We start from the raw sequence: 20241 nt of genomic DNA on the forward strand, positions 1-20241 counted from the left end.
GGACCGCCATGAGGAGAAAGGCATCGCTTTTGGCGCTCGTATCGCTCGGATTTGCGACCGCGGCGCTGCCCTTTCAGGCACTCGCCGACGCCGGCGGCGTAGGCTTTTGGTTGCCGGGAATTTTCGGCAACCTCGCCGCCACGCCGACCGTGCCGGGATGGGCCTACGCCTCGATCTATCTGCACCTGCAGGCCAATGCGGGAGCCTCGCAGAACTTCGTCACCAGCAGCGGCGCGCGAGGCTCGGTGGTCGCCGGTCTCAATGCCCACGGCGACGCGCTCGCGCTCGGCATCACCTACGTGTCGCCGACGCCGGTCCTCGGCGGTCAGGCTACCTTCTCGGTGGTCAGCAGATCACCGACGATACCGGCCCCGGCGCCAAGCTCGGCGGATTTCGGGGACGTGCGATCGGGATCGGACCTCAGATCGGCTTCATCATTCCCATTTCCAAGGACTACCAAGGCTATCTGAACATCAAAGGGTACAAGGACGTGGAGGTTGAAAACCGGGCCAACACCTGGAGCACGTGGGTCACCTTCGCGGTCTCGCCGGCGCAGCCAGAAACGGCGCCGTTGAAGCCCGTCGCCCGAAAATACTGACGCCGCAGGATCAAGCAGGAGCCGCGCTCTCGCGCGTAGCCAGGACCGTAGATTTCCACCGGGCTATTAGAAAAAGCGCTTAAAGATCAACGGGGATTGACTGGCACTCTCTCCGCCATTTCCCACGATTTCCTACGCCAAACAACGATTTACCCCTTGGGTTCGTTAGCTAAATACCCGACGCGCGCGCAGCCTGCGGAGTCCGCCATCGTGATGTGAGGAACGCGTCATTGGCGCAGCCGACGTGAGCAAGAAACCTTTGGCATAAGCGAGCTTTCGATAAGCTTCGAATTCGTCAGGAGGCACGGATCAATCTCGTCGGCTGGTGCGTCGGAGCAACCATCCTGTCTCGACAGCGCTAACGATCCTGCAGACACGTGGGGACGAGTCGGTCGCCAACATGACGTTGCTGACGACCCATGCTGGATTTCCGCGAGCGAGGCGATCGCGGCGTGTTCGTGGATGAGGAGAGCGTGCGACAGCGCGAATAGACGATTAGCAATGGCGGCATCTACCGCGGCGCCGATCTCGGCGGCGCGCATCATCGTCGCGCCTCACGGTGAAGTCAGGGTTGCGCCGCCAACCGCACGCCGTCTGGCCCAATCAGTCCGGGATAGGGCGCCTTGAACCTGTAGATTGTTCCGCTGACGGCACCTTCCATGTAGATATACTGGTTGTTCTCACCGCCGAAGGCAAAGTTCGTTGCCGAAGAATCCCCGTTTGGCAACGGCACATAACCGATGATGAAGCCACGTGGATCGTACTCGATGACACCACCGATGCCGCACGCCGCCCACAGATTCCCATGCACGTCATAGTGGATGCCATCAGGTCCACCGTTGCCGGGATTGTAGCTCCCGGTCGTGGCGAAGAAGAATGTCGTGTGCGAGGGATCATTGGCGCAGTCGGCGCAGGCGGGATTCGACCCTCGCAAGAACGAATAGTACAACATCCGGTTGCTCGCATAATCGGCAACGGCCAGCGTGCTGTCATCTGGCGAAACCGCTATGCCGTTGGGAAAACTACCGGTCGTGATGATGCGCCGGAGAATCCCGTCCTTGGAATATTGATAAACTGCACCGGTCCGATCCGCCGCATCAGGTCCCGGTCCTGTTCCCCATGGATCGGTGAAATACAGGTTGCCCTCGGCGTCGAAGTCGAGGTCATTCGGACCCTTGAAGAGTTCGTTGTGGAACGTCGAAACGAGCGAGCTTAGTTTCTTCGCCTCCGGATCATAGACTAGGACGCCGAGGTGGCGCGTCGTGACGTAAAGCTTGCCGTCATGCCAACGCGTGCCCTGCGGCTCGCATGCAGGACCGAGGTCCCCCTTGGGGTTGCAGTTGAACACGGGGACCAGCTTGGCGTCGGGAGTGAGGTAGGACACCCAGCCACTGCCAATCGCGACAAACCAGAAGTTGCCCGCCTTATCGAAGGCCCCACCCTCAAGGAACTTGCCCTGAGGTTGATCATGGATATCCGCGAACAAGGTGACCGGTCCGATGCCCGGCGGCGGTGGCGGCAGACCCCACGGCTGTACTTGCTCCGGCGATGGCGGACCGGCGAGCGGGGGCGCAGGAACGGACTGGGCCTGTGCCGATGCGGTATGAACGGTTACGACCGAGCCACAGAATACGAGCGAGAGAGCACAGACGGCGCTAGCCAACTTCGTTGTCATGACGGTTTCCTCCGACACGTTCGTTGATTGGTTCGTTTTCTGCCCGCGGTTCAAGCATCGGCTCAAAACGTGGCACGAACATGGGCGTGGGGAACTCTACGATGCAGACTCAGCCATCCTCGCGCGATCTTGGCGTCGATTGGCTGATGGGCAAGCCGCTCGATCGCAGCGTACGCGCCCTCTCGTTCAGAAACTAAGATCCGAAAGAATCTCCCGAAGAGTATGCTTGCTATGAGATGCTACGCCGAGGCCCGGGTTGAGTAGACTGCGGCTACGATGTTCAGTACAAGCGCCGTTGGACGCATCTCGCCTGATGGAAGGGCGGGCAAACGCCATCAACGCCAGAAACGCCGTTTCCCCGGCCTGGCCAACGGCCGCATAGAGCAACGAGATGACGCCGAACAGAAGGGCGAGCAAAGCAATTCCTCGGGATGAGACGACGCGCTCAAGATGCGTGCAGATGATGATCTCTCATGTTGCTAGAGCGGTTGATGCTGCGGCGTGAGCAAGCCGCATGGGTGAATGCGCCCTACAACGCTTTTGTACTCGGTATGTTTACCCGCTCGAACGAGCCCAGGCACCGACGTCAATAGTAGTGCCCACGTCATGCGGCAAAATAAGAGAAATTGGCGCGTGTCCGACACGATTCGAACGTGTGACCTTTGACTTCTGAGGGCAACGCCTTAGGACTGAGGGGTTCCTTAGGCGATACTCTCGTGGCGACAGCAGTGCTCTTCGCGCTGCCGACTCGAGCTGCATCCAAGTGTACGCTGTCCACACAGCGCTGAATGCGACCTGGGTAATGCTGCTCACTCCAGGGCTGATCCAAAACCCGACATCTTTGACGCTCGCCAGTCGCAGGCACATCCATTCTCCCCGCTCTGGCGGGGCTTGCCTGCCAATCCCATCGACAGCCAAGACGGACGCCCGTTCCTCTTGCACAGGGTGACCGACTATGTACGGACAGGCCGTTAGGTCTCTTCCCTTATAATTTAACCGAAGCGCCTTCCGCCGGAAGATGGTGTCCTTCATGGCAACAAAGGCGGCGCTGTGGCCTGCGCGGAGTATTTGAAGAGCTTTCTCGCGAGGACCATACCTGAATATCTCAAATGAGGAACTGAAGGTCGCCGCCCCGTGATTCCGCAACATTGCATCTCCGCGAAGCTTGTGCGGTCGACGGGGGAAAGCTCCTCACGGGGTGCGCTTCCGACATTTGCCGGGCCGTTTCGAGGTCGCTCGCCGTGACAGGTTCAACGACTACATCAGTCTCCCGCAAGCGCTCCCAAAAGGTATTAGCGAGATCGGTGCCAAACTGCGCCTTGATCAATTGCCACGTCTGAGCCAGCACGTGGTCCGTGAGCATGCAGCGATCGATGCTGAGAAGGATGGACTTGGCGAGCTCATTGTTGCGGTCGCGCTTGCAGGCGGCCGCAAACCAGACTGAGCTGTCAACGAACGTGCTCAGGGTTTTTACTCCTCAAGTGGATAGTTCCAAATCTTGCCCTCGGGAGCGTTCTGCTCCAGCCATTGTTCTGCGACTTGCCTGGAGACGAACAGCTTGGCCCAATCGGGCTCTCCGATCGCGTTGGAATCCGAGATGCTCGTCGCGGTCCGTCTTCGACCTTATATTCCCAGGCGACGCCTTCCGGATCGTGTTTCTGGAGCCACCTGTCGGCAGCGTCATCCAAGCCAAAGAGCTTGACCCAATCCGGAACACCCGGCTTGCGCTGATCTCCATTGTTGAGGTCGTTCAGGTAGACCCAGACCGTTTGTCCAAGTCGGCGCAGCTCGGCCCACTTTTCGGCTGCCGCATTGACCACCTTCCGGTTTGTGCGCTCGGCTTCCGGCAAAGACATCACCGCGCCGTATATCTGGTTTGATATTGCCAGCCTGCTGCCGGTCGGCTTTTCTCGCCACTGCCAGAATTGGTGAATGCGTCGTTCATGGCTGCGACCTCCGCGTCGCGCGGAATGGATTCTCCATCGTGAAGGTATCCGGCCCGATGCCGCTCTCGATGCGAGTCCAAGTGACAGGCGCCGCAATCGGAAAGCCCTCTCGCGCCCGCGGCGAGTAGGTGCCGACCGCCGTGGTGCCGCGCCCGTTGCGAAGATAGTCGAGGAAGATTCGGCCGCTGCGCTCGCCCTGTGCTGAGAGGATATAGGGCGCGGGGTTGCGCGCTGCGAAGTCAGAGACGAGCGCTCGTGCGATGTGATGCGCCTGGTCGTGCAGTATGGGTTCACTGAGCGGCGCCATCAAATGGATGCCCTTGCCTCCGGTCAACTTCGGCCAAGTGTCGAAGCCTGACGTTTCATTGCCGCGCGGAGTTCGAGAGCGGTGTCGGCGGCCATCTCCCACTCAATGCCATCTCCGGGATCGAGATCGATCACGATGCGATCGGCGTGCTCGAAATCGTCCACCGTCGAATTCCACGGGTGCAGCTCGATGGCCCCGATCTCGACCAAGCCGAGCAGGCCATCAAGACTGTTGACCCACAGGCGTGTGCCTTGGCCGCCTTCGCGCTTTTGGATCCGGAGCTGGTGCACCGCTTCGGGAGTCTCCTTTGGAAGCGGTCCCTTGTGGTAGAACGTGGTGCCGTGGACCTGCCGGACAAGCTTGAGCGGACGATTGCCCACGTGTGGCAGCGCCTTCCTCCAAACACGTTTCCAGTACTCCGCGAGTTCTTGCTTTGAGGGGACGACGGCGTCGGGAAGCAGTTGCAGGATGTTTTCCTTGGGGACTCCAAGCTTCGGCCGTCCGGCGGGGGAGGGGACCAGCCGGGGGGCCTTGACCTTCCTCACGGCGAGATCGTCGCGAAGCCCCTTGAACACGGCCTCGCGCAGAAGGCCGTCGTCCGTCAGCGCGCCAAACTCGACTTCAGCGTCGACCGTGGGCTCGACCCAGGTGGCCTTTGGCTTCTTGATCCTGACGTCCAGCGGCGACGTCCGCCGGATCAATGGATCCAGCCGCTCGCGCAACTCGCGCGCGGTCGTCTCCGTATAGCCGGTTCGGACCTTGCCGGCATAGAGCAGCTTGCCATTTCCATGACGGCCCACGTAGAGGGAGGCGATCTTACGAGGGTGGGCCCCAAGTTTCTCCACGAAGGCCACGATCGGAAACGTTTCGCTCTTCTTGCACTTGAGCTTGATCCAGGTCTCTTGTCGGCCTGAGTTGTAGGGCTGTCCAAGCCGTTTGGCGATGAGCCCTTCGAAGCCCAGCTCGCATCCGTTGTGGAAGATTCGGTCGCCATCGGCTTCAAGACTTTCGACATAGATGAAGGTCTTGGGCGCATGCCTGAGCAGGGCCTGCAACAAGCGTTTGCGATCCTCGTACGCAACGCCGCGCAAATCGTAGCCATCGAGATAGAGCAGGTCGAATGCGTGGTAGCGGACATGCTCGCTGCGTTTCTTGCCCAGCTCGCGCCGGAGCTGCTGAAAGTCCGGTAATCCGCCGCTGCCGTACACCACGGCTTCGCCGTCGATGGTGGCACTGTTGGCTTTCAACTGGTGTGACGCCGCGGCGATTGACGAGAACTGCTCGGTCCAGTCGTAAGCAGTGCGCGAATACACTTTGACATCACCATCATCGAGGTGTAGCTGCGCGCGGTAACCGTCGGCCTTGATCTCATAGACCCAACCTTCGCCGCGCGGTGGAGTCTCGCGCAACGTAGGATCACAAGGGTCGATGTAACCTGGAATAGCAGCTTTGCGCGCCCCAGCGACGCGCGATACTCCGGAGCGGGACTGACGCAACGCTACAGCACACATGCGGATTCAACGCGTCCGGGCCGATTCGTTCCCTCCTGGAAATGAGCCGCCTCTGGTGAACGCGATCGCGTTTCGTCGCGGCTGGCCGGGCTTTCAACCGAGGAGCTACACGGGCGGGAGAGCCCGGTGAGGAGGGTTGGGCAGGACCACTCGCGCAACATCGCCCGCAGCGACCCGTCCGCCGGTTCTAACTACGGCCATCGCTCCGCATCTGAAGGCCGGGCCGGTTTTCTGAGATGACAGCACGTGTCGTTTCAGGCCGGACCGGAAGCGATCGATCAGCACGCAGGGCGTTCGAAGCCCGGTCAGTTCCACGGAGGCGGCCGGTCCGAGCAGGATTACCGTCCCGAGCGGCAGCGCCTCGAGGTCGAGGCCGACCGTCGTGATGTTCTCCCCGAGGTCTCCCGCGCCGATGTCGTAGCCGCATCTCCGAAGTGTGCCGAATAGCTCGGATGGAATCAGGTGAGCCTGGCGCAGATTCGGCCGGCGCGGCTGCCTTCGGGCGAGATATCTGTGCCGCACGTAAGATCCAGCGTGAGCGTCGCCTTCGACGCCATGGCCTTCCACCAACAGGATGTCGCGCTGCGGCATCTTGCTGAAACGGTGCCCGCGATATGCCGATACGGCTACAACCGCTCCTTCGAGAGCCAGGCCCGCCATCATCCGTCACGCTGCTCTTGCAAAGGCGCGCCGTCGCTGGCGAAGGTATCGCGTGATCTCCAGTAGCGGCATGGCATTCAGCACCCGATTCGCGGGTACGCCGCCTTTTCGCGCCATCTCGACACCCCAATGCATGTGATCGAGCTCAGCAATCGAGTGCGCGTCGGGATTGATGCTCATCATGCAGCCGAATTCAAGTGCCGCCTGATGCCAGCGCCAGTCCAGATCCAGCCGCCACGGATGGGCGTTGATCTCGACCGCGACGTCGTGCTTGGCACAGGCGCGAAGCACTTTCTCGGCGTCGATCTCGTACCCAGGCCGGCGCTGGAGCTGGCGGCCTGTCATATGGCCGATGATGGTGGTGTAGGGATTGGCGATGGCGCGGAGCAAGCGTTCGGTCTGGGCTTTCCTATTCAGCACGAAGCGTCCGTGGATGCTGGCGACGACGAAGTCGAAGCTTTCCAGCACCTCGTCAGCATAGTCGAGCGATCCGTCCGCCAGGATGTCGGATTCGATCCCTTTCAAGATCCGGAACTCCTTGCCGAACTTCTTGTTGAGCCGGTCGGCTTCCCGATGCTGCTCCTTGATCTCCTCCAGTGAGAGGCCTCCGGCGTAATGCGCCAACTTCGAGTGATCGGCGACGCCGAAATATTCGAAGCCGCGCTTCAGCGTACCTTTTGCCATGGTCTCGAGGGTCTCAGTCCCGTCGGAGGCGCCTGTGTGGCAATGCAGGATCCCGCGCAGATCCCGATCGGTTACGAGTATCGGCAGCTCTCCTTTCAAAGCATGCTCAATCTCGCCGCGTCCCTCGCGCAATTTGGGCTCGATGAAGGGAAGCCCGAGCGCATCGTAGATGTCCCGTTCGTTAGCGGAGATCAGGCGGCGTCCCTTCTTGAGGCCGTTGATGTCGAGCTTCATGCCTTTCCGTTCCGCGAGCATCCGGAGCTGTGCAATATGTTCGGCCGAACCTGTGGCGTGCAGCCGTGCCGCGCCAAAATGCTTCCGGTCGGTGAGATGCACCTTGAGCCCACCTGCATCGAGGGCAGCCTGCCCGTCCTCCGGACTTTGAGCTTCGGCAACCAGGGCGAGGTCAGCGACAAGTTCGCAGCCGCGCCGAAAATCTCCGGCGAAGGTAACCTGCTTCAGGTCGGGCCGCGCGTTCTGAAGCGATACCTTGCCGTGTTCGAGCACGGTCTGCAGTTGCTTCATCCTTCCGCGAGGCATCGCACGAGCCTTGCGCAGGGCCCGGACAGCGTAGGCGCGGAAGTAATCAACAGCGTCTGACATAGGTGGATTCAACGTCCAGCCCCAGAATTGGTTCTTACCCTGCCCATTCCAGGAACGCCGCCGAACCAGAGATGTTTAGAGGCATGACCGCGAGAGTTCTCTACGAAAGCGCGAACGGTGATGTTTGGCGGCCTCCGACATCCGGAAACGGGTGTCCCAATGGTGGAGCACGAGCCGAATGTCAGCTCTGGCGGACGAACCTCGCGGACCGAGATCGGACAATTCCTTCGCGCTGGCGCAAACGGGCCCGAACACCAGGCCCTGCTTCAACTGATCGGTACGCTTGTTGGCGACTAACACGGGGCAACGCGACAGGCCTCTCGAACGCTGGTGCCGATGGGTGCTTGGGCGTGCAACATCATGGCGTGCTGAAAAATGTTCTTCTTCTTCTCGAACCGCCTGGGCTGTCTCGGCTCGCTGCTAATCTCGGCGGTGATCACTGTTGTGCTGCTTTTCATATTCGGATTGCTGAGGGTCTAAACGACAAGTTGTGCAATACACCTGCCCTTGACCGCTTGATCGAGGGGGGTGGGCGAGGGTCGATTGGCTCTCCAAGCGCCCAGAGCAGGGCTCCGCGTCTGCTTCGCGGCAGGTCAACGATCTTTTCGACGCGTTGGATATCACACACGCCATCGAGTCCCACGAATTCAGGCTGTTCCTGGACCACATACCGATAGCGATCGTCATCTCAAAGATGGTGGGTGGCGACCAGCGCATCGTGTTCGCGAACAAATCCTATGAAGCGCTGACCGGACAGACGGCTTCCGACATCAAGGGCAGAGGAGGGTCCGTCCTGGAGTCGTTCACGCTGGAAAGGCAACCTGATGTCACCTTCACCAAGGCGCTGATCAACTGCGATGATTTCATCGGGACATTTGAGCGCCAGCAGCCGAAGCACTTGTTGGTCGACGCCTTTGCCGGCGTGATCCAAAAAGAGGACGAAACGGAAGACTATCGCATCGTCGCACTGATCGACACTACCGAGCGCGCAAAGTCGCAGCGTGAGGAATTCGAGCGACAACTGCGCAACAAGGATCTGCTGCTCAAGGAATTGCAGCATCGCGTCAAGAACAACCTGCAGCTGATCGCCGCCCTCATTCGCCTCGACATCCGCAATCAAAGCGGTGGCGACCGGGCCATGCTCGATCGGCTGGCAGGACGCATCGAATCGTTGGCGATTCTTTACCGAGAACTGTCCGCCGACGGGCTCGGTCAGACCATCGATCTCGGCCAGTACCTGACTCAGATCGCGTCCGCGGTAACGCGCAATCACGGCCTTGACGGCATCCGCCTTGACCTCAAGGTCGACCAGGCTCCGATTTCGATCAACGTGGCGATGCCGGTCGGGCTTCTCGTCAACGAACTGCTGACGAACGCATTCAAGTACGCCTTCGATGGGCGGGAATCCGGCACATTGACGGTGAGGTGCCTGCAGGAAGGCGACGACTAGTACACGGTCGTGGTGGCGGACGACGGATTGGGGCTGCCTCAGGACGCAACGTGGCCGGTGCCCGGGAAGCTTTCAGCACTCATGCTCGCGACGTTGAGAGAGAATGCCAAAGCCGATTTTGGCGTCGACAGCGCGCCCTGGAAGGGAATGCGCGTGAGCATCGGACTGAGAGACATAGCGCGTTGAGCGATCAACATGCTGGATTCGTGTCCACCGCGGCCGCCAAATGGCGACTCATTTTGTTTTTGTCAGTTCGCGGACTTCGCCTGGCTTAAGATCCAAAATTGCGTCTTGTTCGGGCGTGAGACGTTCGTCCACGAGCAAAGCAGTCCATCCTTCCGGTACGGCGCACAATACCAGAGTCAGTGCTGATCCGGCTTTGCGGCGGCGACCCAAAGGCGCTTTTTTCGGCGCGCCCCGGAGGGGGGTGTCCGCCGTGGCTTCGACCAAAGTGATCTGGTCTCCGAACGATTGGCCAATCGAACACGACCTCGCCCCTGATCCAAGGGATGCTAGTCCGCCAATCCAACCAGAACACCGAAATCCGAGTTCCTACGTTGGACTGTCGCACCGCAACGATTGGGCGGATGAGACTGGCAGAAACGGACGGCGTTTTGGAACGAAGCCGCGCAGGTCGATTGGTGCAGCGTGACGCGTATCCTCTGGCGCATCGCGCTGCCGCTGGTGGTGTCCGGCGTTGCCGTTTCGGCGACTTCGCGCGCGCTTACTGAGTAGGGCTTTGCCTTGATCTCATCTCGATCGCAGCGTCTGCAGTCATGACTGACAGCTTCATTCGTTCGATCGAGGTATTCCGCTATATCCATTGGTGATGCCGGTGGTGACGTCGTTCGGCAAGACGCCCAACTGTCCCTCCGGCGCGGATGGTCGAGCAGAACCATCTTGTCAGCTTTCACGGGCGTGGTCATTACGCTATCGATCGCCTCGCTGGCACCGACAGCGTCTCGTTCATTTCGATCGCTCCTGAGTGCAATCACGATGGTATTGTCGAGGCACACGCAGCCAAGCTTTCGTGAAGGCGGGAGCGTCGTCAGCGAAGACGGTCTCGACGCTACCGAAACCCGTCAAATTCTTGCGCCGATTAAGGGAGGGGAGCCGCATTCCGATGAGTGCGGTGTCTACGCGTCCGTGCTTGTTGCTGCCACGCAACTAGTGGGCGGCGAGACCGCCGAGTTCTTGATGCTAGGACCTCATGATTGGCGGCAAGGCGCGGAACCGGCAGAATTGATCGGGCCGCGCAGCGCTGTCGGTCGGTTCATCGAATTTTGTCTGCAGCAAGCGCTTGATCTGCTCTCGGAACATCTCCGCCTTATCCGATCGCTCTGAGCCATCCTCCCGATCGTCGCCGTTTCATCAACAAAGGATGACTTTCTATTTGCGTCATCGCCTGGAGGGCTGCCCAATTGGTAGGGATGCATACACTGCCCGATGCCATCAGGTCGAGCTCTCATCGTTATTCGCAAGAATTGCATGCGCTGTGTGCGCCCGAAGTTCTGGCACAAGAGGTCCAAGCTGCAGCAGATGATGATGCGCTACACGGTGGCCCTGATGAATCAGATCGCGCAGAGTACCTCTTGCGACCGTGTTCATGAGGCAGGAGCGCCGTGCGCGATGTCTGCTGCAGACGCACGACCGGGTTCGGGGGAGATAACTTTCCACTTACCCGAGAATTCTTATCGTAGGTACTCGGCGCGCATCGGCCGACCGTGAGCGTCTCCTGCCGGTTTCCGCAAGAAGCAGGCTTGATCGAGTACGGCCGAAGCACGTTAACGATGCTGAATCGCAGAGGTTTAGAAGCTGCGTCATGCGGCAGTCACAAGATCATATGCGTGAACACGAACGGCTTGTGTCGCCTGAAGTCACCGAGCTTTGTGGACCTCAAACGCCCCCAGAGGAGAGCGAAATGGAGCACTCCTTGGGTGCATAGCCAGACACGTGAATTTCGGCTACAGCTTAAGCTGCGACGGTGCCCACTTGTAGCGTTCGAGACTTCCGGCGCTGTCAGCAGGCAGCGCTACTCTGTCTCTTCGATAGCGGCTGGCATTTTTGCCACGGACATCAGCGATCGAGCGACTTGGTTTAGCAGCTGATCGGAATTCTCTTCTTCCGCAAGCGATTTCGACAATAGCGCGACGACCGCACTGTGGCGTAGCTGCTGGGCGAGATTCTTCGCCGTCGTGTAAGCCGAAATTTCATAGTGCTCCACACGCTGTGCGGCTCCGATCAGTGACAGATCGGCAGCTGCGTCCTCCTTTTCTTCGCCTTCAGCTATGATTTCCTGGCCTTCCTCGATGAGGCCTGCCATGCCCTTGCATGGTTTCGCGCGGACGCTCTTGCCGAGCAACTTGAAGCATTCATTGATGCGCTCTACCTGATTTTCGGTCTCGACGAGATGCTGCTCAAACAACTCGCGCAACTGATCGAAGCGAGCTGCCTCGGCCATCTTCGGGAGAGCCTTAGTCAATTGCTTTTCGGCGTGCAGGATGTCGCGGAGCTCATCGATCAACAAGTCGCCCAGCCCAGCCCGGTCGTCCGGCGGCGAACTCTCCGCTACGACAACAGCCGAGGCGCCGGGTTCGGCCTGGATCGCAGGCGATTCAGTAAAGACCCAGCCATTGCCCTCGTTCCATGGACCACGGGTGTCGATCTCACCATGGTCACCGGTTCCAGTGGAATCATTAAAGAACTGGTCGACCAGTCCGGGCGTCGGAGCGATGCGGCCGATGCTGAAGGCCGGCTTACCCATGCTCTCGAGCGCCAGGGTAAATGCCTTCATGTGGGTGATTTCCCGGGTCATCAAGAACTGCAACGCGTCCTTGGTGCCGGCGTCGTCGCAGAAATTAATCAGGCGCTCGTAGACGATCTTGGCTCGTGCTTCGGCGGCGATGTTGTTGCGCAAATCGACGTCCAGTTCACCAGTGATCTTCAGGTAGTCTGCCGTCCATGCGTTGCCTTGGGAATTGAATAGGTTGACGCCACCGCCGCCAGCGATGGCAATCAGGGGATCGGCTTCGGCGGCCTGGCGATCGAATTTCGCCGGCTTGAGGTGCATGCGGGCGAGCGTTCCCACGACTTCGAGGTGGCTCAGTTCTTCGGTGCCGATATCCATCAGCAGGTCCTTGCGATCCGGATCCTCACAATTGAGGCCTTGTATTGAATATTGCATGGCAGCAGCGAGCTCGCCGTTGGCGCCACCGAACTGTTCAAGAAGCATATTGCCAAAGCGGGGGTCCGGCTCGTCGACGCGAACAGTGAACATCAGCTTCTTGACATGGTGATACATGGAGGGCCTCGGGTTGAGAGGGGTGATCATTCGGAACGGCAGCCAGAATCGTTTGTTCCTGTTTGGGGAGAGATTTCCTGTCCTGGCGCCGACCACAGCACTAGCGATTCGGAGGGGAGGGAGGAGCCCCGGGTGCGTGAAACGTAAAAAAGGTACTTACTTCCGGCCGTTGTGACATGTTCAAAAACGCTAGACTGTCGGCAAGGCGCCTTGGCCACAGGCCAAGCTTTCCGGTGACTATCCGACCCACCAGAGCCGATGCCGCGGTGGCACAATCTATCGTCCGCAACACCGCGCCGCCTCCGGAGCAGGTGGCCCGCGCCCTGACCTGGTCTGCTGATGAGAAGGTTCTACTGGTCCTGGCAACCGTCGGTTGGCTTGCTTGCCGCGGGTGTGGGCTGCCGCTGCGGCGCGCAGGCAACCACGCTCTGCTCGTTACGGCAGCTGCGTCGATGCAGCCCCATGGTTTGAAGCTTGTGTTCGACCAAGCTCGGCCGGACCGTCGGACTGTGATTGGGCATGTTCATGGCGTCCGTCTTTCCGGCAAACGAAAGGATGCTTTTCCGTCAGGTTACGCGCTGCACATGGGCGCACTCGCATCGGGCGCCAGCGCGTTGCCAGCCGGCCCACAGCGGACGCCCCGCGGGATCGCAATCGCGCTATCGCTCACGCGCATAGTGATACTGGCGCATTGGGCGAGTGATGTCGTTGCCGGGTTCGCGCTGGGGGCGGCTCTTGAACGCGCCATTCGGCTTTGGACGGCTACCCGAACGGCATTTCAACGGAGGACAATCATGCCGACTCTTGAAGACCTCAAGGGATACCTGGAGCGCGCAACCGGTTTGCAGCGCCCCGGCAAGGGGAGGGCGATTGATTTCGCGCGAGCGCGAAAGCCTCATACGGTTCGGTTTAAGGACGACGGTCTCATCCCGAACCATCCGCAATGGCCGCTCATACTCTATCGAAACGCCGTCTCTTTCGAAGAGGGCCTCGACACTGCGGCGGTGATCGAAGATCTGTTTGAAGCGAACGCATGGGGAAACGGCTGGCCGGACGGTATCCACAACTATGTACATTATCAGTCGAGGATCCATGAGGTGCTCGGCATTGTGCGCGACAAGGGTCGCATTCGGTTCGGCGGCAACAAGGGGAGGATCTTCACGCTGAATGCTGGAGATGTCGCGGTTCTCCCCGCCGGTACGGGCCATCAATGTCTTCTCGCGGACAATGAGTTCCTCGTCATCGGGGCATACCTGCCCATCGGCACTTACGACGAGTGCACAAGCGTCCAAGAGCATCAGCCGGCCTTGAAAGCCATCCCGAAGGTGCCCGGGCCGCGTAAGGATCCGGTCTGTGGGGCTGACGGGCCGCTCTCGAAGCTTTGGAAGAAAGCGAAATGACCGAGTACGTCATCCGCTTTTTTCTGGGGGGCGCCGTCGTATCGGCCTTCGCGATGTTGGGAGATCTTCTGCGTCCAAAGAGCTTCGCCGGTCTCTTCGGAGCAGCGCCCTCGGTTGCGCTCGCCACGCTTGGAATCGCTCTGTATCAGCACGGGGTCAACTACGCCGCCTTGCAAGCTCAGGCGATGATTGTGGGAGCGATTGCACTTGTGATCTACAGCATCGTCGTCTGCCATCTGCTTGTCCGCGCAAAACTGCGAGCGGTGGCGGCTACGTTGCTTTCACTGGTCGCTTGGCTGATCGCAGCCTTCGGGCTGCTAATCTTCACCGGAGGTCAGACGTGAATCCGATCCGGTTTTCGCCGTATTCCCTGAAGGAAGGGCGCTGGTACGAATATCTGATCCGCTTCACGCTTGGCGGCGCTGCGACCGTGTTTACTGGCCTCGTCAGCAGCCGCTATGGAGCAGTCATCGGTGGCGTTTTCCTTGCGCTTCCAGCCATATTTTGCGCCAGCGCGACGCTGATTGAGAAGCACGAAATCCGCCGCAAGCGTGAAGCGGGTCTCGCTGGCAAGCGCCGCGGGCAAATGGCGGCCGCCGTCGATGCCGCTGGCGCTGCGCTCGGCGCGGTTGGCATGTTGGCATTTGCAGCCGCCTTTTCGATGCTGATCTTACGCAGCAACATCCCTGGCGCCTTCGTCGGCGCCTCCCTCGCCTGGCTGACTATCGCGGTACTGGCTTGGTACGTGCGCCGGAAGATCCGATCGATGCGGACACTGCGACAGACCAGGGGCTCCGCGAATTCGCAAACGCGATAGACGGGATGACGATCTTTTGTTCGTTAGTTCGCGATGAGCAAGCTTGACCTCGTCATGGCCGAGCTCATTTTGATGGATCCACGTTAGCACCGTTCGCTGGCCCCAGATAATTCGGAACGATACGCGGGCGTTGATGGGACTCCTAATCGGGAAACTGAGGGCAGGCGAAATCCAGCACGCTCCATCCCATAATGGAGCACCAGGAGGGAAGACCTGAGGAACCGCAGTTATCGGCGCGGATTGGATGGCCGTCCAGTTGCTGCTGCGGCTTGCGCGAGATCTGGAATGGCCGACGAAACGATCAGGACCACCGGCATAGCCGCACACGGTGCCTCACGCTTCCCCTGGATCTAGGTCGATGGTTTCAACCAGCCCTCGAAAGTGCCGAAAGCCCCTGCGCAAACCCGCGAAGACCCATTCGGAAAGGAGCTTTCCAAAGAAATCAGCAAGCTGCGGCGACGATCCTGACGCCGCCGTAGTCGTCCACAGCGCGATCGAGGACTTTGCACAGCGGTGAAAAGCCTTCGGGAGTCGAGGCTGTTTATGTGTCTGACCGGCGGCAACACATCGTTGGTGGAACCTTCGAGGAGAGGGGCTGTTGGCTCATGTCAGGAACAAGGAGGACATTATGCCCGGCCAGAACAAGACACTTGAAGACCTCTTCCTGGAGACCCTCAAGGACATCTACTACGCCGAAAGGAAGATACTCGTTGCGTTGCCAAAAATGGCGAAGGCCGCAAGTTCTGATCAACTGCGCGCTGCCTTTGAAAAGCATGCCGGCGAGACCGAGGGGCAAGTTCAGCGTCTGCAGCAGGTTTTCAAATTGATGAAGCAGGCTCCCAAGGGCAAAACCTGCCCCGCGATCCTCGGGTTGGTCGAGGAGGGCGAAGAAGTGATGGAGGATTTCGAGGATTCTCCGGCGCTGGACGCGGGCCTCCTCTCGGGTGCTCAGGCCGTCGAGCACTACGAAATATCGCGTTACGGCACGTTGATTGCGTGGGCTGAGCAACTGGGCATGAAGCAGGCCGCCCAACTGCTCGAGCAGACGCTTGAGGAAGAAAAGAAAACCGACGCTGCGCTAAACAAGCTGGCGGAAGCCGCGATCAATCGCAAGGCGGCCTAGCCGCAATCAGCCGGCAAGCTCGTTTGACCACCCCAATTGGCGCTGCGTCGCCGAATCTCCGGTCTATGCAGTGTTCGCCGCCGCAGCAAAACGGGGAGGGAGCCGCCAGCAGCGGCTCCCTCCTTCCGCTATTTCTTGCCCTCGCCGACGGTACGCGCGGGTTTCTTATCGAGATTCTGCGCCATCTCGAGGTGATGCTTAAGCACCGGCAGCGCTTTGCCGGCCCAATCCTTCAATTCCGCGTTGTCGCCGCCCTTGGCATAACGCTCGAACAGGTCGACGGCATCCTTGTGAGCGCTGACCTGCATCGAATTGAACTCGGAGCTGAAGTCGTTACCGTTGGCGCTCTTAAGCTTGTCGAGGTTGCTTTGATGCGATGAATCGAGGGCGCTGGGCAATTCGGCCTTCACCTTGCCGCCGGATACCAGTCCCTTCAGCTCGGCGCTGGTTTTGGTGTGGTCAGCTACCATCTGGGAAGCGAACGTCTTCTCCGCCGCATTGCCCTTCTGTTGCGCCAGTTTGCTGGACTCGATTTCAAACATGTCCGATATCGCGACCTGCTGGACAAAATCCGCTGTGGAAGGGCTGACCCCGAGCACGGAATTGACCCCAGTCTTCTCGCTGACAGATTGGGCCAATCCCGGCGTCGCCAGCAAAATGCACGCGAGTGCTATTATGGTGCGTCTCATGTGTGTCTCCATCAACTTGCGGTCTTGCAATTGACGCCCTTGCGAAGCGCCACGGCGTAGCTTGGGTTCGCCGCCTTCTCCTCGTTGAGCTTGGCTGTAAGTAATCAGATAATGTCGTCGCGGCTGAGCTCTCGGCCCGGGCGATCAAGATGCCGCAGCCGCGTTCGGCCGTAACAGTGCCAGCTAGCTATGCCGTCTCACGTAACCGGTCTTGCTGCATCTTCGATCGCTCGGGCTGTGGTTGCCATTCCGGCGGCATATGCGGCTCCGGCGCCCAATAGAAGAGCGCAGAAACTGGCAAGCATGGCATAGGCGAGGTGCTTGCGCGCCTCCTCCAATTGAGCTTGCGTTCCGGGCCTGCTTGTAGAACCTACTGTTTCACGAGTCGGGTTGTTCGAATAATAGGCAATGCGGGCATTCGCCGCGTAGCTCGGGCCGGCGAGATTGCCCGCGATGCTACCAGCCGAGGCAGGTATTATCGCTGCTGTCGCCACCACGATGACGGTCGCAACCGCCCAAGCTCCCATGGCATGTCCCACTCGCCCCAAACCGCTCTGATCGGGCGAATTTGCCGCTGCAATGGCGCCGCCGATGAAGGCGGCAATGATGCCCGAAACAGCCCACCAGACGAAGGCGGGCCAGCCAGCGCTGGCAGGTGCGGAGTTGGCGGTGGGAGTGTCGATGGTGAGCAGGCCAATGCCGAAGCCCAGCATGGTCAGCAGGATTTGGACGACCAAAGAAGCAGATACGCCCGCCAGGACGGGTGACCAGGTCCAGGCGAGGAAAGCGTGCGGTACCGCGCGTGTGGCCATGTTTCTCTCCTCAAATAACGATTGGATTCAAGACCAAATTCAGAGGTAAGTTCCAATTCATTGGAACGGCGGACGTCGCTGCAGCTTAATGCGTGGAAAGGAGGAGGATTGACCATGACATTTGGCAGAGGCGCCCTATTGTGGCTCTTGGGCATTCCACTACCCGTCATCCTGTTGCTTGCGCTGTTCTGGCGCTAACTAGGCTGACCTGTTGAGTCACCTGAGAGTCTGCTTGAGGCAGCAGAGCTGAAGCAGTGTAGCCCGTCCCCCTGCCTTGAAGGAATTTCGGGCAGTGAAGCATCGCTGTCCGGGCAAGCTCTGCGAGCGGGGCTGGTTGCGCAGGGCGGCGCAGGTTCCGCCGTCAGCTCATCGAGCGGCGACGGACCGCCTGGATCTGCCGCGCCGGACGCTCTGGCGATCCAGTTGTGGCACCGGTGGCGAGCGGGCTGACGGTCCTTCGATAAGGGGCGACGCCGAAATCCAATCCGAGAACTTGCAGACTTCAATGCCGATCGAAAGATCAAGAGTATCAGGAAGGCTGCTAGCTGGTGGAGATCAGCATATCCATCAGCCGAGATGACGTCGCCTCGAGGATGCCGGCTGAGGCGCAACATCTTTAGCCGCTGCACCTGACATACAAGCTCCGCTACTAATCGCGTAAATCCGCGCCTCGTGGCAGCGATTGCGAGGAACTGACTCGTATCTCTGTCATTCAAGATGCATGTCCGCGAACGGAACCGCACTGCGCAATGAGGAGCAACCGCCGGATGAAATCCTGGCGTCGGCGATACGCGGGCGGAGCGCGATTCTGTTCGTCGGGGCCGGCGCCTCAATGGCAGTTGGCCTACCCTCATGGCAGTCGCTAATCGACCACCTGCTGGACGAGTTGCACCTCGACCCTGATGTCATTGATGGAATGCATAGCGGCTACCAGATGCTTGCGGAGTACTATCGGCTGAAGCGTGGAGGCATTGGCCCACTCCGGACTTGGCTGGACCGCAACTGGCGAGTCGATCCTGAAAGGATCGCAGCCTCTCGATTGCACCAGCTGATCGTCGAGCTCAATTTTCCGATCGTCTACACGACGAACTACGACCGCAATCTCGAGACCGCGTTTGATGTCCTGGGTAGACCCTACGTGAAGATCAGCAACGCTAAGGAAATCGCGAGTGCTGCCAGCGGGGTTACTCACATCATCAAGTTCCACGGGGACTTCGATGATGACGCCTCGCTGGTGTTAACGGAAACCGACTTTTTCAATCGCCTCGCCTTCAATTCCCCTCTTGATGTTCGTTTTCGGGCCGACGCGCTGGGAGGCACGCTTCTGTTCATCGGGTACAGCATGTCGGACCCGAACATCCGGCTTCTGCTGCACCGCATCTGGCAAACGTGGGAGGAGTCCGGGCACGGCTCGGACCGGCCGAAATCCTTCATATTCGTGGCACAGCGCAATCCGGTCCAGGAAACGGTCCTGGCAAATTGGGGTATCACGTCCATTGGACCGCCCGACAACATGGCTCCCGACGAGGGACTCATCCGATTTCTTCTCGACATTCGCCAGCGCCTTGATCGCGAGGAATAAAGCCGCTCCGTCTCCGTGCAGGCGCTCGTCCGAATGTACCGTTAACATTTATCTAAGCAGCCACCAATTTGTCGTCAGCACTGTCTCGGACGCGAGGAGCTATCCAGATAGTTGGGCCGGCAGTTCATAACCAGGCTTCAGGAACCGGCAGCTTGCCGGAATGCATCCGATTGTGCGGTTTACGAGAGGAGAGCTTCTTCACTGATCAACTATTCCGAAAGGTCGTATCAGAATGGACAAGCTCGGCCGCATGAGGATTGCCCGGAAGCCGCACGCTCGATGCTGAGCGCGGCCAACAACTTTCCGTCCCGGTTGGGTCTATTCGATCGGGATGGCCTCGTCAGAGACTTAAACGTGACGGTCCTGATGAACCGCACAGCCGAGATAGTCTCATCCTAATCGGAAAAATACAGCAGGAGACAAGAACGTTCATTCAGGTTTTTTGTCGGAAGGCGTCGTGCGCAGCAGGCAGCGACATTATGGTGTTCGCAGCCAAGAACGGGTCGTCATAAGCGGAATATCCAGTCGGCCGAGAAGATGTCACGGATCGTCAACAGCAGTCGGTCATATATCACCCGGCTTCGAGCCGAAGAGTGTATCGATTGCTGCGCTGAGCTGTTCGAGGAATGGCTTCCGCAGCACTGGGCGATCTCGGAAAGGCGCTGGCAGTCCGGTCGTGCCGTAACCGCTCGCAAGCACAAATGGCAGAGCCCGTTTGTCAATGACTCGGGCGATAGGAAGAATATCATCGCCCCCTACGTTCACATCGAGTATGGCCAGATCGAACTCCGCGCTCCGTGCGAACTCCTGGGCGTCAGAAATGCTCCCGGCTTGGGCTACCACGCGGTGCCCAAGCTCCTCCACCATTTCGGCTATCATCATTCGGATGAGCGCCTCATCCTCGACCAAGAATATCTTCCGCACTTAAGTTCGACCAGCACGTCTCAATGCAAGAGCCACAACCAATAGTACAGGCCAAAAACCTCTGCCACGTTCGTCGGTGCGGTCCCCCTATCCACACGAGACAGCGCGAGCCACGTAGCGAGGAGGTTCCCAACGCAAGGCGCTCCATTGTGTTCCTCT

The 20241-nt window shown here is 59.5% G+C and carries 16 protein-coding genes and 2 pseudogenes; 9 read left to right on the plus strand and 9 right to left on the minus strand.

The features are described 5' to 3' along the window. Window positions 1–8: 8 nt before the first annotated feature. Window positions 9–470, plus strand: coding sequence for a hypothetical protein (locus tag P6U30_RS06495; protein WP_407170679.1), 462 nt, complete (start codon window positions 9–11; stop codon window positions 468–470). Continuing rightward, window positions 353–598, plus strand: a complete 246-nt coding sequence (locus tag P6U30_RS06500) for a transporter (protein WP_407170373.1) — start codon at window positions 353–355, stop codon at window positions 596–598. Before P6U30_RS06495 ends, P6U30_RS06500 begins: the two co-directional genes overlap by 118 nt. Window positions 599–1163: 565 nt before the next feature. On the opposite strand, the gene P6U30_RS06505 is transcribed toward P6U30_RS06500, so the two are convergent. The 5 genes and pseudogenes from P6U30_RS06505 to P6U30_RS06525 form a co-directional block, all read right to left on the minus strand. Next, window positions 1164–2273, minus strand: a complete 1110-nt coding sequence (locus P6U30_RS06505; protein ID WP_407168645.1) for an SMP-30/gluconolactonase/LRE family protein — start codon at window positions 2271–2273, stop codon at window positions 1164–1166. A 1105-nt stretch (window positions 2274–3378) separates the two neighbouring features. Further along, window positions 3379–3738: a PIN domain-containing protein gene (locus tag P6U30_RS06510; RefSeq protein WP_407170374.1), complete on the minus strand. Its 360-nt coding sequence runs from the start codon at window positions 3736–3738 to the stop codon at window positions 3379–3381. A 476-nt stretch (window positions 3739–4214) separates the two neighbouring features. Further along, window positions 4215–6037, minus strand: a pseudogene (ligD, locus tag P6U30_RS06515) (DNA ligase D). Between the two features lie 105 nt (window positions 6038–6142). After that, window positions 6143–6700 carry an MOSC domain-containing protein gene (locus P6U30_RS06520; protein ID WP_407168646.1) on the minus strand — a complete coding sequence of 186 codons (558 nt, stop codon included), beginning with the start codon at window positions 6698–6700 and terminating at the stop codon, window positions 6143–6145. A gap of 3 nt (window positions 6701–6703) precedes the next feature. Beyond that, window positions 6704–7873, minus strand: a pseudogene (locus tag P6U30_RS06525) (PHP domain-containing protein); the annotation flags it as partial. 724 nt (window positions 7874–8597) lie between these two features. Between P6U30_RS06525 and P6U30_RS06530 the strand changes: the two are divergent. Both P6U30_RS06530 and P6U30_RS06535 read left to right on the plus strand, forming a co-directional pair. Continuing rightward, window positions 8598–9434, plus strand: a complete 837-nt coding sequence (locus tag P6U30_RS06530; protein ID WP_407168647.1) for a sensor histidine kinase — start codon at window positions 8598–8600, stop codon at window positions 9432–9434. Between the two features lie 900 nt (window positions 9435–10334). Then, window positions 10335–10778 (plus strand): hypothetical protein, encoded by a 444-nt coding sequence (locus P6U30_RS06535; protein ID WP_407168648.1) that lies wholly within the window; start codon window positions 10335–10337, stop codon window positions 10776–10778. A gap of 688 nt (window positions 10779–11466) precedes the next feature. Here the strand turns inward: P6U30_RS06535 and P6U30_RS06540 are convergent. Continuing rightward, entirely contained in the window at window positions 11467–12735 is a 1269-nt protein-coding gene (locus tag P6U30_RS06540) for a DUF892 family protein (RefSeq protein WP_407168649.1), read from the minus strand. Window positions 12736–13001: 266 nt separating this feature from the next. Here P6U30_RS06540 and P6U30_RS06545 point away from each other — a divergent pair, with 266 nt between their 5' ends. The 4 genes from P6U30_RS06545 (at window position 13002) to P6U30_RS06560 (ending at window position 16075) form a co-directional block, all read left to right on the plus strand. Next, window positions 13002–14135 carry a phosphatase PAP2 family protein gene (locus tag P6U30_RS06545; RefSeq protein ID WP_407168650.1) on the plus strand — a complete coding sequence of 378 codons (1134 nt, stop codon included), beginning with the start codon at window positions 13002–13004 and terminating at the stop codon, window positions 14133–14135. Continuing rightward, window positions 14132–14479, plus strand: coding sequence for a DUF3147 family protein (locus P6U30_RS06550; protein ID WP_407168651.1), 348 nt, complete (start codon window positions 14132–14134; stop codon window positions 14477–14479). The genes P6U30_RS06545 and P6U30_RS06550 overlap by 4 nt, the downstream gene beginning before the upstream one ends. After that, window positions 14476–14952, plus strand: coding sequence for a DUF3147 family protein (locus P6U30_RS06555; RefSeq protein ID WP_407170375.1), 477 nt, complete (start codon window positions 14476–14478; stop codon window positions 14950–14952). The genes P6U30_RS06550 and P6U30_RS06555 overlap by 4 nt, the downstream gene beginning before the upstream one ends. Window positions 14953–15580: 628 nt before the next feature. Next, window positions 15581–16075 carry a ferritin-like domain-containing protein gene (locus P6U30_RS06560; protein WP_407168652.1) on the plus strand — a complete coding sequence of 165 codons (495 nt, stop codon included), beginning with the start codon at window positions 15581–15583 and terminating at the stop codon, window positions 16073–16075. A 128-nt stretch (window positions 16076–16203) separates the two neighbouring features. Here P6U30_RS06560 and P6U30_RS06565 read toward each other — a convergent pair whose 3' ends face one another. Together P6U30_RS06565 and P6U30_RS06570 are read right to left on the minus strand one after the other, a co-directional pair. Next, window positions 16204–16764 (minus strand): DUF4142 domain-containing protein, encoded by a 561-nt coding sequence (locus tag P6U30_RS06565; protein WP_407168653.1) that lies wholly within the window; start codon window positions 16762–16764, stop codon window positions 16204–16206. Between the two features lie 197 nt (window positions 16765–16961). Next, window positions 16962–17576 (minus strand): hypothetical protein, encoded by a 615-nt coding sequence (locus P6U30_RS06570; protein ID WP_407168654.1) that lies wholly within the window; start codon window positions 17574–17576, stop codon window positions 16962–16964. Between the two features lie 721 nt (window positions 17577–18297). On the opposite strand from P6U30_RS06570, the gene P6U30_RS06575 reads away from it, so the two are divergent. Next, entirely contained in the window at window positions 18298–19158 is an 861-nt protein-coding gene (locus P6U30_RS06575; protein WP_407168655.1) for an SIR2 family NAD-dependent protein deacylase, read from the plus strand. Between the two features lie 564 nt (window positions 19159–19722). Here the strand turns inward: P6U30_RS06575 and P6U30_RS06580 are convergent. Then, on the minus strand, window positions 19723–20040 hold the full coding sequence (locus tag P6U30_RS06580) for a response regulator (protein WP_407170376.1): 318 nt from the start codon (window positions 20038–20040) through the stop codon (window positions 19723–19725). Between the last annotated feature and the right edge of the window lie 201 nt (window positions 20041–20241).

The organism is Bradyrhizobium sp. ORS 111, from assembly GCF_045571485.1.
Taxonomy (GTDB): Bacteria; Pseudomonadota; Alphaproteobacteria; order Rhizobiales; family Xanthobacteraceae; genus Bradyrhizobium.